Here is a 13550-nt window from a genome sequence, read left to right as displayed (position 1 = left end):
GGGCGTTGCGCGAATGCTTACGTCCATATATTGAAAGTATTTTGACATTGAGATTACTTTGGGACCGCAGATGAGAGCTGCAAAGAAGCCGTCTATCTTCTCCGGATCCATTTAGGACAAGACTGGCTTAAAGTATTAGGAACACCTTACCATCTTTGAAGGTTGTAAACGATTTTATTCTCTTCCCTTCAATAAGAAAATACCTGACATAATTCTTGCTTTTATCAATTGCAATATAGGTTTGTCCGGCCTCATCTTTGGGTATTATCATTTTTTTAAGTGCTTGATCAGCGTTGCTGTACTTTTCAATTACTAAATCGTTTACATTAACTCCCTTATCTTTCAATTCAATACTTACTTTCTCCAACGCATTTTTTAACAATTCTTTCCTTTCACTGGTTGTGATATTCTTATTATTTGCCGGTTCAAAATTGAGATATCTGGTAGTAATCGTATCCAATGACCAGTTGTCTGACTCAAGATTTAATAGAAAGCCTCTAATAATATCTGCCTGAGGAAGAGATTGACTATTTGCTGTCATCAATGTAGGCGTAATACCTAAAATCATGAGTATCCCAAGAATAATTTTCATAAATAAATGTTTTTATACAATGAGACTTTTTAAATATTTATTTACATGATCCTAAATTAAGAGGAGCAGTACCACTGATCCCTATAATAGTCCCCAATGTCAGGACCGGTAATTTGTAGATCTAAGCTTTATCAAGTGCTAATAAAATGGATGCGCCTGCGCATTTATTTTGTTAGCACAAGCCCCGTCAGGGGCTAAGCAGCAATAGTTTTGTAAAGATCAGCTGGTGTTTTTGTATCCCAGTGATTGATGGAAGGGCTCTGTGTTATAAAACTCAAAGTACCGTTGCAATCCTTGATACAAACTTACTCCGTCTTCGTATACGTTCAAATAAATATTTTCATATTTCACGCTTTTCCATAACCGTTCGATGAAAATATTGTCAATCGCTCTGCCCTTTCCGTCCATGCTGATCTGTATTTCATGCTTTTTCAGTATGCCGGTAAATATCTCGCTGGTAAACTGGCTTCCTTGATCAGTATTGAATATTTCGGGCTTACCATTTGTTACTATAGCCTCTTCAACTACGCTTTTGCACCAGTCTGCGGTCATCGTATTGCTGACACTCCAATTTACTACGTACCGGGTATGCAAATCAATTACCGCACAAAGGTACATGAAGCCTTTACGCATAGGCACATAAGTAATGTCTGTTGCCCATACCTGATTGGCTTTCGTAATCGCTAGCCCTTTAAGTAAATAGGGGTATACTTTATGCGATGTATTCGGATCACTCGTACCAGGTCTTTTATATAACGTCTCCCAGCCCATTAGCTTCATTAAGCGGCGAAGCCGCTTGCGATTGACGAAATATCCCAGGCCGCGCAACCAGATCTTTAACTTCCGTTCCCCGAAAAATAGAGTCTTATAGTACTGCTATCAAGCAAGCGCATTATTGTCAGATTCTCCTCCGTTTCTGCAAGCGGTTGGTAGTATAATCCACTACGATGCAAGCTCAATAACCAACACTGTTGCCGAATCCTTATTGATGGATTTGAAGATTCAATCATTCCCCTACGGGAGACTAATGACTTCACCGCAACTTTTTTTCAAAAAGTCATTCTCCACCTTCAACTGACCGATTTGGGCATATAGCTTCTCCATTTGCGCCTCCTGGTCTTCGCTATTGCTTACCTGAACATCAAAGTCAAATGCTCCGGCCAATTTCGCGGCAGCTTCCCGCTTCCACTTGTTTATTTGTGTCGGGTGTAACTCATACTTCTTCGCCAGCTCTTCAATTGTGCTGCGCTCCTTAAGGACTTCTAATACTACTTTTGCTTTGAAGCCCCCGGTAAATTTACGTCTGCTCTTTTTAGTCATTACTTTGGCAATTTAAGATGATTTTTTCTAGCTTAAATACCGGACCTTTTTTCAGGGACCATTATATAAAATATCCTCATGAATCTAGCATATTTGCGCATTATAGGTAGCCAAAGGAGATGTACAAAATAGATTGGGGACGAATATTCGAACAAATTTTAAGGTCCACATAAAGTATAAGGGAGGATCGCGGAAAGACCAAGGCAACTAGATACTACTAGATTTGAAAGCTTATTGAGAGGCTGTTAACCCGAAAGTTATTATATGGCAAATAACAAAATGAACACAATATAAAGCTTACTTCAAGTTGGCCCAAGAGCGAAATACCAGTTTATAGTTAAAGAGGGCGTCTTCATCATTAAGAAATCTGAAGGAAATTTCGTCTATGCCAAAGTCCGAACTAAAGGTTTTGAAATAAATAATTTGCGAGCTTTTATCCTCAGAGATAAAATAAAAGATGGTGTAATTTGTTACACCCCCTAAATTGCCCATTCCGCCTGCAGTCGTCATTGGGGCGCCATAAATCGAAGTTAGAAAATCTTCAATAAGTTCGTTTGTGCTATTGGTATCGGGGTGAATTATAATTCTATTTATCTTCTGATTTGCATTTTTAGACAGAAAAATTGACTGGGCACTGATTACTTTTTCACCATTTGATATTGACGATGTTTCACCGTTGTATTTGAACCAAGATTCAGGATTGGGATCTGGAATGAACAATTCTCTATCTTGAGAGCTGAAAGGGGAGATAGGCGAAACTGATTGAATTGCTGATCCCAATATTATTTCATTAACACCGAGATTGTTTAAAATAAGCATGAAAGATAAAAATTAAAAAATTTAGATGTGCAACGATAAATCAACTCATCTGCATTATAACAAAAGTCATGTTCAATTCCAAGGTTTATCTCGGAATTGAACATGGCATTAAAATAAAAAGAAACTGATAGGATTAAGTAATGTATGAACAATCGTGGCATGCTTCCTTTCCAAGCTCTTTTCTTTCCGATTCAATAAGTGCCGACGGCTTAGATATTTCTTGTTCTGCTTAAGAAGCATTGTGAGTTTGGTAGTCAAATTTATGCTAGTTAAAAAAACGAGTAATTCGATAATATTATTGATATTCTTAATGTTAATAAAAAACACATTTTTTATCTATAAATTTATTTACATCCAGAAGGTGTGCCTTTCATTATTTGATTTATATTTTTATTCGCTCCCTAGGCAATCGTATGGATACCGGATTCAGCCATATAGACGAGCTAAATGGGAAGAAGTCTTTGGTAAAGCTCATAGCTCGTAAGGTTCCCGAACATAAAATCAGACCAATAAAAAACGAAAATTTCCTAAGCTATTCAGGGTTGCGAGAACTATTCTCGAATATCATTACTATCAAGCAATTGGTGCTCTTCTATTATTTGGTTCGAAGCGCTTTTGAAAATAGGACCAATAAAAATGGCTGAGCTTAGGTCGTATTTCGTATCGCCAAAATTGTAAATCTGCTCAAAATACCAGGATGGCTGGAACCCGTTGCGAGAGGCTGCAAATGCCAAATAATCCGCATTTATTATTGTATAGATTGTAAGGAGCAAATTATAAGTTTTTCCAGCAGGACGTCCATGCAGGAATGCAGACCATTTTATATCAGCTTGTTTTAATTTTAGCAGATCATTTTTAAACTCTTCTGGAGTATTCTCAGATAACTTAATGGAGGAAAGTTTTCCGTTTGGATTAACTGTTATCAAAAGAGCATAAATAGCTGATTTCCCGTTTTTGACAAACGAAGGCGACATGGGAACTTGCTTATAAAAAAACCTTGTTAGTTTGTCCTTCTGATCATCCAATAACTTGTTTTGTGCATACAGGCTGTATGGCTTAATTATAAAAATGAGAGTAGCCAATGCTATAAGGTACTTTGTCTTCATACATTTAAATTTAATGATCATTTCGCTATTTACAACCGGAAGGTGTTCCTTTTTGTCCGATTTGGTATGCTACTATTATTTTCATTATATTCAAAGCTGTTCCAGTATAGTTTTGAAGATCCTTCACCTGAATACTGGTAAACTGATATGTTTTAACCAAACCCTCCCATCCTAATGCACTGGCTTCAGTGTCACTCAAAGCAGGGAACAGCTCCTTTAACCCTTCCGCTATTTTTTGGCGATAACTCTCAGCCATTGCTTCATGCTGAACAATCCAGGGTACTTTATTGATTGCGAGAACGCCGTGGATAATTTCGTGATAAATAGCAGTAGCGATAAGTTCTTTCGATTTTCCAGGTAAACTGTCCTGATTTAAATCAATATAGATGGTACCATATTGCTCGGAACTCTTCTCAAGTTTAGTAAAGTGGCTGTCGTTTGGATTATATTGACCTATATTCTAGTACTCTTTTGGATACCTGGAATGGAAATATCTGTTGTATTGGTTAATATTAAAGTCTGTTCATCAACTTCCAGAACTAGAGACTGATCTTTGAAACAATCCTGAATATAGTTGCCCTTAACAGCAGTCAACAATCTTTTCTTGCTATTCCCATTGTCTCTTTTCATCTGCAATACGACCCTCGCATATGCTTGAATACCCATTGAACCAAGCATATTATCCTTGGATGGGTCTTTATCCTCTGACCCCTTCTTTTCATGATGCAAGGCCAAGATTGAGCAGCCATATTTTTTTACTAGCTCATTGTAAGGGTGGAGGGGAGCTCTTACAGAATTTGAAGCATTTGAATCCCCAGTGAAAGTATCTGTCCAAGTATCAACTATTACACAATCAACTTTTCCCTTTGAAAGTAATTCATCTAGTCTCTTGATGATGTTTGAAGCAGGGAAAACAAAAGTGATATTATCCAATATAGCTTTGTCTGGAAATATTTGTAGTTGCTTATTCATCAAAGCAGCAACATTCACTGCTAAATCCTCTGTAATGACAAGTATTACTTTCTGATATCTAATGTTAAGTGGGATATCAAGAAAATCCTCATCTCCATTAGCAATGGAAAGTGCAAACTGTCTTAAAAATGTACTTTTATTGCAATCACTAGCACCTGTTAAAAAGCTGATTCCATATTGGGGGATCAAGCCTTCCCATAAGTATGGAACACTCATTCCACTGAAAGCTGCAAGCTCAGAGCCTTTCATTACTTCTTTATTAAGAAGTTCCATTATAAGGCTGTCATCTTGGTTTTCTGAATTTGATTCTAAATCTATTTTTTCATTTTGCTTGATTGGACAGTCAGTGCTTAGTCCTGGTATTTGCTCTGACTGACTGCTTATTATTTGATTTTGATTCTCTTTGTTCATAAATTTTTAATTTTATGACACAAAGATTCTCCAATACAAAAAGTCCTAAAGTCATAAAAAGGTCTTTCAAGACTAATTAAGTATGGGAAACTCAATACAGTAAATGATTTATCTAATCACCTTTTTATTGGGCAATTCAATCCTATCTCCAATTTTTGCTTTCTTTTCCTGCTTATCAAAATAGCTTTGAACTGTACTTTCACTTAGTTCATCACCATTTTTATCAAGGAAATTATCAATAAGAAACTGCATTACATCTTTCTTATTGGCATGAATATAAGGCTCTCCTTTATCTTGACCATTTAGGAGATCATAAAAAAGAGTAGTTAAAACATTGGTTTTGCCTAGCCACTGTATTTTGGGATTATTACTTTTCTTCTTAGAGAAGGAAATAGTATCATCTGGCAAACCATATTTGGAATGCAGATAACTTTTAATGGAGGCAATTGTATCAATAATTATAGGATACTTACTAAGCCAGTTTCTTCCTTCCTGTATTGAAATCAGATGGTTAACTTCAAAAAGGCACTTTTGCAAATAGTCATGAGAAATTTTTATATCCTTCTCATGAAACACATAACTATCTAAGGAATTTAGAACCTCTCTTTCCTGCTCCTTGCAAAGTCTCTGAATGTGATCTTTAAAAAAAATCTTATAAGAATTTGCTCCATCTGCAAAAAAATCATCAATTACTATGTAACCTTCTTCCTTATTTATTTCTAACACAATTGAAATCTCTTCCTCCTCCTCAAAAAACTGCCTCTCTATCCTTAGAATAGCTAAAGGATTCTCCACTAAATCTTTGAAAAACTGTAATGGATGGGTATTGGTCATATTGTTTTCTATTAGAGAATATGGAAGATAAAGAAAAATGGCCAGTCAATTTCTTTCAGAGTAGGGCTTTTTGACTGGCCATCATACATCAAAGCAGCCTTTGCTTTAGTTTCCCCATATCCTCACTAATCTTAGTATCCACCACTTTGGCATAAATCTGTGTAGTAGCCAGATTAGTATGCCCTAACATTTTACTTACTGTCTCAATAGGTACCCCATTGCTCAATGTTACTGTGGTAGCAAATGTTCTCCTTCTAACATGGGTGATGATTTCTTAAGGATACCACATAATCCAGCAATTTCAGAAAGGTATCCATTCAGCTTTTGATTGGATAATACAGGCAAAACAGATTCATTATGCTGCTTAATCTGCCAATTGTACTTATCTAGTATTTTGATGGCTTTAGGAAGTAAGGGAATAGAAGATCTTTGATCTGTCTTTATCCTCCTTTTGATAATCCACCTGTTACCATCAATACCAATCTGTATTTCAGCTTTAGTTAATATCTTCATATCAGAGAATGCTAATCCTGTATAGCATTGGAAAATGAACAGATCTCTTACCTGTTCCAGTCTGGGAATGGTGAACACTTTTCCTTCTATTACAGCTAGTTCTTCTTTAGTTAGAATGCTCTTATTCCCTTCTTTGTATGGTGTTTTGTGCCTTAAGAAGGGATTATGTTCTAACCATTGATATTGTATACTCAAGTTAATGATAGCCTTTAGATTCTTGCAGTGCTTTACCACTGTATTATGGCTGTTTTGAAAAACTACTTTTAAATAAAGATCAAAACTGGCAACAAATTCCTGCTTTAGATCTCTCAAAAGGATATCTTTCTCCTTGTATTGATAATTCAGGAAATCCAGGTGGTAATAGCTGTATCAGTGCCAATCTTGCTTTTGAAGAGAGCATTATGATAGTCTACCAGTTGGAGAAGTGTTTTACTGGTTTCTTTTTTTATTCCAAAAACCTTGTTCTTTATGCTGGAAAGTGTTATAGTTTGCTGATTCAGCAATAGTTCATTGTATGCCTTAAATACTTCCAGCTTCTTTGTATTGATATAGTTATTAATTAAAACAGCTTGTTGGCTATCTCCTGAAACCTTTACAGCTTTGCCATTCCAGAGTTTTTCATCAATAGAGAATCCTGTAGAAAATTCATATCTGTCATGGTTTACTACAAGTCTTGCATAAATAGGAGCAAGATTTTTCTTGTTTTTCTTTTTGAGTTTAGCAAAAAAACAAAATGTCCACTCTGTTTTCCATGTTTTTCAATTTTGGGAGTAAAGGGTAAATGTGTAAGAGATTAAAAGTGAGAATGTTAGAGGTGGTAAAAAGTCCACCAGAGATTTTGGGTAAGTCCACCAGATTTTCCACCAGAGAGTTGGAAAAACATATAAAATGGGAGAGGGTAAAAACAAAAAAGGCCTACCAGACTTGTATCTGATAGAGCAATTCATTTTTCAGTGACCCCTTCGGTACGTTTTTCGAACTTTTTTATGGAAGATTTAAAAAGGCTCGCAAGCATGGTTGTTTAATAAACAGCCTGCCTGCGGGGCTTTTCTGTATATGATCATTGTGAACCTGAAAATTGTGCTGTATGTTAAAGTTATCATGTAAAGATGCCAGGCCGCTTGATTTGGTTGATTACCTGGCTTCCCTCGGCCATCATCCCCAAAAGATCAGAAACCAAGATTATTGGTATTTATCCCCGTTACGGCAAGAACGAACCCCCTCCTTTAAGGTTAGCCGTCGGCTGAACATGTGGTATGATCACGGCATTGGGAAGGGAGGTAATCTCATAGACTTCGGGCTGCTCTATTTTAACTGTCCAATTTCCGACTTTTTGCAGCGCTTGGCTCAATACCAGCCATCCCCAACTTTTTCTTTTCACCCGCCGGCCCCGGCGTCCTTTGCTGGTGAAAAAAAAGAACCAGATGAAGATAAAATAGTGGTTGTTGCCACCCCCCCCTTGAATGATGCGGCGCTGTTGGGTTATATTCACAAGCGGCGTATTCCAGTAGAAATTGCCCGCCGTTTCTGTGAGGAGGTGGATTTTCTTTTATATGGAAAGAAAAATACCGCTATCGGTTTTCGGAATGAGGCCGGGGGCTACGAGCTGCGGAGCGAGTATTTTAAAGGGAGTAGCTCTCCTAAAGATGTAACCTTTATCAATAATGGTACTGAACAGGTTTCCGTATTTGAAGGCTTTTTCAGTTTTCTATCTTTTCAATCTACTGCTCTTGATCGGACCACCTCACAGTCAAATTGTCTTATCCTCAATTCACTTTTTTTCTTTGAAAAGAGCCGCCCTCGCATGGAACAACACCAGCAAGTCCAACTGTTTTTGGATCGTGATACTGCCGGGATCAGCCATACCAAAATAGCCCTGAAATGGGGTGGAAACCGATACATAGATCGCAGTGATTTTTATCAAGGGCATAAGGATTTAAACGACTGGTTAATTAGTCAGCGCAACAACCCAAAAGAAAGCCAGCGGAGAGGCAAAGGGCTTTAAGTCGCTTAGGTAGCCAGCTATGTTTTGGTAAAACCAAAACTACTGGCTCACCTCATGCTACCGCATTCGGTGTGTAGCTTTTTTCATGCTATCGCATTCAAAAATCTAAAAGTGAAGTTGACTATGATGCAGGAGAATGAACCAATCAAAAAGAAGGTAGGCCGGCCCCGCAAAGGAACGAAAAGAGATCAATTCCTGGCTATCAAATGTAATCAGTGGGAACGATCCATTATTGAAGATAAGGCTAGAAATTCAAATCTTACTGTATCAGAATACCTTCGGAAAATGGGCGTTGCCGGAAAAATTGACAGACGGGAAAAGGTGTTCCCAAAAGAGGTATTGGAGTTAACCGGAACACTGAACCACCTTGCTGCCAACCTCAATCAGATTGCTAAAGTACGGAACGGCATAGAACAATTATCCCTAACGGAGCTAATACAGCTGAAAATGCAATCAGGCGACTTGAAAAAGCTAGCGGAACAGATTAAAAAGTATTTCCGATGATAGGTTATGTAGGTACTGGAAGTTCTTTCCTTGGCTGTATTCAGTATTGCCTGAATGATAAAGAAGAACTTTCCGAAAAACAAAAGGAGGAGCTTTCACGAATTGATGGCTTGCAACATAGTGGCCGGGCAGAAATTCTATCGTACAACCGGTGTTTTGGAAATCCGAAGGAGTTAGCCCAACAATTCCGAGATGTGGCTAAATTAAGTAAGCGGGTAGAGAAACCGGTGTTCCATTTTTCGTTGCGGCTGGCTCCGGGAGAATCTCTCAACCGCAATCAATTGGAGGAGATAGGGCATGAATGTGCAAAAGAGTTTGGGGTAGCCAATAACCAATATATCTGTGTGTTACATAAGGATATCAGTGAGCAGCATATTCACATCGTAGCCAACCGCGTAGGACTTGACAAGAAAGCGGCCAGTGATAGCAATAGTTATAAGCGGATGGCGGCACTTTGCCGGAGGTTGGAAAAGCAATATCATCTGCAAGAAGTGTTAAGCCCCAAGGCTTTTTTATCTCCCAATGAGCGATTATTACCCCGACATGATTCACGAAAAGCCCAATTACAAAAAAACATTAGGCAAGCATTGACAGAAGTTAATCATTTTGATAGTTCACAGAACGGATGAAAGAACTGGGGTATATCGTTCTTAAAGGTCGCGGTATTGCTTTTATTGATAATAAGAAGGTGAGGATTAAAGGTAGTGAAGTAGGCTTTTCTTTGTCCAAGATAGTGCAAATACTTGACCTGAAACAGAAGTTGGAAATCAATGTAAAAGAGCAGGAGAATTATAAACAGGCTATAAAACGAGGTGTGGCGGGGCAGAAATCTTTTACCGCCACACAAAGACTGTTATTAGATATAAAGGTAGATGCCTTGATGGAGCGTTCTCCTTTTGTTCCTATCATAAAGGAAGTTGTTAGCATATTAGATTTGCTTTTGAGGCCAGAACAGTCTTTTAATTCATTGCCTTATGAGCTGACAGCCGAAGGGTATAGAAGAATGAAAAGAGACGACGGCTAGGACTACATTGAATTAAAGAATACAATGACATTTAAAGGCTTTCATCTCGCGCTTAAAGCTACAGGTATTAAACCACTGGCAAAAGTCTGATGATCTTGTTGTTTAATGAATGCCGATATTCTAATCCTTAGGGATTACCTTCAAGTTGGTATGCTCAAAATCAGACAGCAATTGTTCATATTCGAACATATAAAATAATTGATAATTCATAAAATTATGTTATTTGCGTTTGTGCGGTTTGGTGGCATTATTGTACATTTATCTAGGGCTATATTCAAAGTCCATTTTCCATGCTGAGAAATTATATTAAGATTGCAATAAGACGACTTATAAAAAGTAAGTTCTATACAAGTATTAATATTTTGGGACTTACGATAGGCCTAACGGTTGGAATATTGATCCTGCTTTGGGTACAGAATGAGATAAGTTATGACAGGTTCCATGAGAAGAGCAGAGATATTTACATGGTAACATCAAATACAGGTTCAGGGAATAGTAAAGTAATGTCTTCCGCTACATTTGCCCCACTAGCAACTTTTGCCAAGAGAGAAATTCCAGATGTTAAGGAAGCCGTGCGTGTAAAAAACAATTGGGACTTTTCTCTATTTCAATACAAGAATAACAAATACACTGAAAAAAAGAAATGCTATGTTGATCCATCTTTTTTTACGATGTTCAGCTTCAAAATGTTAAGGGGAAATCCCGATGTACCATTTCAAGGTGATTTTAGTGTTGTGATTACAGCCAAGACTGCAAAACGTTATTTTGGTGATGCCGAACCAATAGGAAATATTTTGCAGACGGAGAAAAATGAGAATTTCGTGGTTTCAGGTGTTCTGGAAGACTTTCCTGAAAACTCAAGTATTAACTATGATATGTTTTTTCCAATGAGTCTCAGTGCTAAACTTTCCGTAAGAAGTGGGAGTGCTGTACCCATTGAAGAAGATTGGCAAAATTCCTATTATACGACATTTTTGCAATTACAACCAGCAGGAATCGTTAAGACTGTTGAGAGGAAACTATTGGTGAATCCCATTAAAAAAAGCCAAAATGATGGCCCTGAGCCTGTTTACCGTCTTCAAAGGCTAATTGATATTCATCTCTTCAATACAGATGGAAGTGAAGGACAAATGCAAACTGTAAGACTTTTCTTTATTATTGGAATTGCAATTCTCCTTATTGCATGCATAAACTATGTTAACCTATCTACGGCACGGGCTATGCTTAGAGCAAAAGAGATAAGTGTTCGAAAAATGGTTGGAGCGGATCGATCCCAGTTATTTATTCAGTTCGCAATTGAGACTGCTCTGATTTTTTCCTTTTCCCTGATAGCTGCACTTATTCTTACACCAATTCTAATGCCCTTGTATAATAATATATCCGGAAAAAACCTTACGTTCAAAGTAAGTGAGCCTAGTGTTTGGGGGCTAATTGGAACAACTGGCCTCATTTCGTTTATAGTATCAAGCGTCTATCCAGCCATGCTGTTATCCTCATTTGAACCCTTGAAAGTGCTTAAAGGAAAGCTATCGATCGGCATTAGTACAGCGCAATATCGAAGAATACTGGTTACTATTCAGTTTGCGGTTTCGGTTGCATTAATAACGACTACCCTGATTATTCATCTTCAATTAAATTACATTCACAGGAAAGAGCTTGGATATGATAAAGAACACGTATTGATGTTCAAGATGATGGATCTATTACCGAGTGCTCAATCATTTAAAGAAGAACTTGCAAGGCAACGAGGTATACAAGGCGTAAGCTTTGCCAGTGATGAGATTGTGGAATTAAAATCTTCGACGCCAGACACGGACTGGGAAGGGAAAAATCTAAATGATGGTTTTGATATTAAGACGTTAATTATTGATGCCGATTTTTTGAAAATTTTTAAACTTTCAATTGTAAAGGGCAAGGGTTTTACGAACATAACCTCTGATTCAATGCACTTTATACTCAATGAAACAGCGGTTAAAAATGCCGGTATTACGAATCCCATTGGCAAGAGATTTACTCTCTTTAATACTGAGGGTACAATAATTGGTGTAGTCAAAGATTTTCACTTTGCTTCCTTAAAGCAAAGAATTGAACCAATGGTTTTTTCGTATAGACCAGTAAGTCGGGAGATTTTTATAAAAACCACTGGAAAGGATGCACCATTTGCCATCGCTTCTGCTGAGAATCTATGGATAAAATATGGCTCCACTTTCCCATTTTCATATACTTTTCTTGATGAAACGTACGATAACCTGTATAAATCCGAGCAACGTTCAGGAAGGTTATTCAGTTTATTTGCAATTATTGCCATATTGATATCTTGCTTAGGTTTATTTGGGTTGGCAACATACACGGCAGAGGTAAAAGCAAAGGAAATCGGAATTCGGAAAGTAATGGGGGCGAGCATTATTAGTATTGTTGAGTTGCTGATTATGGATTTTATCTGGCTGATAATTATCGCGGTTATCATTGCATCACCGTTGGCATGGTACGGAATGAATCAATGGCTGCGGAATTTTGCTTATAGCATTGAAATTAAATGGTGGATATTTGCGCTTGTTGGAATATTGGTAACACTCTTTGCACTGCTTACTGTAAGTTTTCAATCAATTAAGGCGGCTTTGATGAATCCTATCAGAAGCTTGACAAGAGAATGATATATAAGAATAGTAGAGATTGAAACCTATATATTCGTGATCTATGGATTTTTTGGCGCTTGACTTTTATTCGTTCTTCCATAATTAATTACGTCCTTGTAGTATTGAAGTGACCATTCTTCTTGAGCTTTTTCAGGAAAGAATAGGAAGCTTCCTTTTACCTGTTTACTACGGACATAGAACAGGTAGGGCATGTCTAATCCGTCTATACCTTCGCCAATCGTTCCAAACGGTAAATTATAGGCCGGTATATCTGTATTAAAATCCTTCATTACGACCTTTAAGTCATTTATACCGTTATAACTTGCTAAGATAATAATGCTGCCATGTCCAAGCTTTCTATACAATTTCTTTAGCCGATCCACTTCTGATGATATACACTCCTGGCACATTCTATATGTGAATCTATAAACTAAAACACCTGAGCTGCTGACCAGTACATCCATTAAGGGTATCTCCTTTCCATCCACATCCTTGACCAGGGTATTAAAGTCAGGCAATTTTACATAGCTTCCCTGCAAATAATACATCCGCTGCCTTTGAGCGCAAAATTCATTTGCTTGAGAAATCTTTAATTGCAAGTCTGCCTGGAATCTTCCATTCATCAAATATCTTTGATAGACTAACGCCCCAAAGAAGAAAAGGATAGATATGGTCACAATTATGTACTTCACAAAAATATAATATTAAATATTGCCGATAACGAGGATTTTATGTATGAGTATTGAAGATTTAAACTTCGTCAATGTAGAGTCAATATTTGAATGGTGAAAAGTTATTCTATTCCGCTTTGAAT

The 13550-nt window shown here is 37.4% G+C and carries 15 protein-coding genes and 2 pseudogenes; 5 read left to right on the top strand and 12 right to left on the bottom strand.

Going from position 1 to position 13550, the window contains the following annotated elements:
• Positions 1 to 127: 127 nt before the first annotated feature.
• The 11 genes and pseudogenes from FN124_RS06165 to FN124_RS31720 all read right to left on the bottom strand — a co-directional run.
• Positions 128 to 592 carry a hypothetical protein gene (locus tag FN124_RS06165; protein ID WP_142683870.1) on the bottom strand — a complete coding sequence of 155 codons (465 nt, stop codon included), beginning with the start codon at positions 590 to 592 and terminating at the stop codon, positions 128 to 130.
• A gap of 219 nt (positions 593 to 811) precedes the next feature.
• Positions 812 to 1435 (bottom strand): annotated as a pseudogene (locus FN124_RS06160) (IS3 family transposase); the annotation flags it as partial.
• Between the two features lie 171 nt (positions 1436 to 1606).
• Positions 1607 to 1912 (bottom strand): transposase, encoded by a 306-nt coding sequence (locus FN124_RS06155; protein ID WP_142683868.1) that lies wholly within the window; start codon positions 1910 to 1912, stop codon positions 1607 to 1609.
• A 297-nt stretch (positions 1913 to 2209) separates the two neighbouring features.
• Positions 2210 to 2731 (bottom strand): hypothetical protein, encoded by a 522-nt coding sequence (locus FN124_RS06150; RefSeq protein WP_142683867.1) that lies wholly within the window; start codon positions 2729 to 2731, stop codon positions 2210 to 2212.
• A gap of 551 nt (positions 2732 to 3282) precedes the next feature.
• On the bottom strand, positions 3283 to 3837 hold the full coding sequence (locus FN124_RS06145) for a hypothetical protein (protein ID WP_142683866.1): 555 nt from the start codon (positions 3835 to 3837) through the stop codon (positions 3283 to 3285).
• A 25-nt stretch (positions 3838 to 3862) separates the two neighbouring features.
• Entirely contained in the window at positions 3863 to 4093 is a 231-nt protein-coding gene (locus FN124_RS06140; RefSeq protein ID WP_142683865.1) for a hypothetical protein, read from the bottom strand.
• Between the two features lie 197 nt (positions 4094 to 4290).
• Entirely contained in the window at positions 4291 to 5220 is a 930-nt protein-coding gene (locus tag FN124_RS06135) for an AAA family ATPase (RefSeq protein WP_142683864.1), read from the bottom strand.
• A 108-nt stretch (positions 5221 to 5328) separates the two neighbouring features.
• Positions 5329 to 6054, bottom strand: coding sequence for a hypothetical protein (locus FN124_RS06130; protein WP_142683863.1), 726 nt, complete (start codon positions 6052 to 6054; stop codon positions 5329 to 5331).
• A gap of 88 nt (positions 6055 to 6142) precedes the next feature.
• Positions 6143 to 6280, bottom strand: a complete 138-nt coding sequence (locus FN124_RS31725; RefSeq protein ID WP_185937106.1) for a tyrosine-type recombinase/integrase — start codon at positions 6278 to 6280, stop codon at positions 6143 to 6145.
• Positions 6281 to 6282: 2 nt separating this feature from the next.
• Positions 6283 to 6912 carry a site-specific integrase gene (locus FN124_RS06120; RefSeq protein ID WP_260607444.1) on the bottom strand — a complete coding sequence of 210 codons (630 nt, stop codon included), beginning with the start codon at positions 6910 to 6912 and terminating at the stop codon, positions 6283 to 6285.
• Positions 6909 to 7274: pseudogene (locus FN124_RS31720) on the bottom strand (Arm DNA-binding domain-containing protein); the annotation flags it as partial. The pseudogene FN124_RS31720 and the gene FN124_RS06120, both read right to left, overlap by 4 nt.
• Before the next feature lie 380 nt (positions 7275 to 7654).
• Here FN124_RS31720 and FN124_RS06110 point away from each other — a divergent pair.
• From FN124_RS06110 to FN124_RS06090, 5 genes are all read left to right on the top strand, one after another.
• On the top strand, positions 7655 to 8572 hold the full coding sequence (locus tag FN124_RS06110; protein ID WP_142683861.1) for a DUF8464 domain-containing protein: 918 nt from the start codon (positions 7655 to 7657) through the stop codon (positions 8570 to 8572).
• Between the two features lie 123 nt (positions 8573 to 8695).
• Positions 8696 to 9076: a plasmid mobilization protein gene (locus tag FN124_RS06105; RefSeq protein ID WP_142683860.1), complete on the top strand. Its 381-nt coding sequence runs from the start codon at positions 8696 to 8698 to the stop codon at positions 9074 to 9076.
• The gene (locus tag FN124_RS06100; RefSeq protein WP_142683859.1) at positions 9073 to 9705 is read left to right on the top strand and encodes a relaxase/mobilization nuclease domain-containing protein; all 633 of its coding nucleotides are present in this window, start codon (positions 9073 to 9075) and stop codon (positions 9703 to 9705) included. The genes FN124_RS06105 and FN124_RS06100 overlap by 4 nt, the downstream gene beginning before the upstream one ends.
• Positions 9702 to 10100 carry a hypothetical protein gene (locus FN124_RS06095; protein WP_142683858.1) on the top strand — a complete coding sequence of 133 codons (399 nt, stop codon included), beginning with the start codon at positions 9702 to 9704 and terminating at the stop codon, positions 10098 to 10100. Before FN124_RS06100 ends, FN124_RS06095 begins: the two co-directional genes overlap by 4 nt.
• Positions 10101 to 10390: 290 nt before the next feature.
• Complete coding sequence (locus FN124_RS06090; protein WP_142683857.1) at positions 10391 to 12754, top strand: ABC transporter permease; 2364 nt, start codon at positions 10391 to 10393, stop codon at positions 12752 to 12754.
• 41 nt (positions 12755 to 12795) lie between these two features.
• Here FN124_RS06090 and FN124_RS06085 read toward each other — a convergent pair whose 3' ends face one another.
• Positions 12796 to 13428 (bottom strand): hypothetical protein, encoded by a 633-nt coding sequence (locus FN124_RS06085; RefSeq protein WP_142683856.1) that lies wholly within the window; start codon positions 13426 to 13428, stop codon positions 12796 to 12798.
• Between the last annotated feature and the right edge of the window lie 122 nt (positions 13429 to 13550).

The sequence above is a fragment of the Chitinophaga polysaccharea genome, from assembly GCF_902150045.1.
Lineage (GTDB): Bacteria > Bacteroidota > Bacteroidia > Chitinophagales > Chitinophagaceae > Chitinophaga > Chitinophaga polysaccharea_A.
The sequence above is the reverse complement of the archived record's forward strand: the minus strand, read 5'-3'. Positions and strand labels throughout refer to the sequence as shown.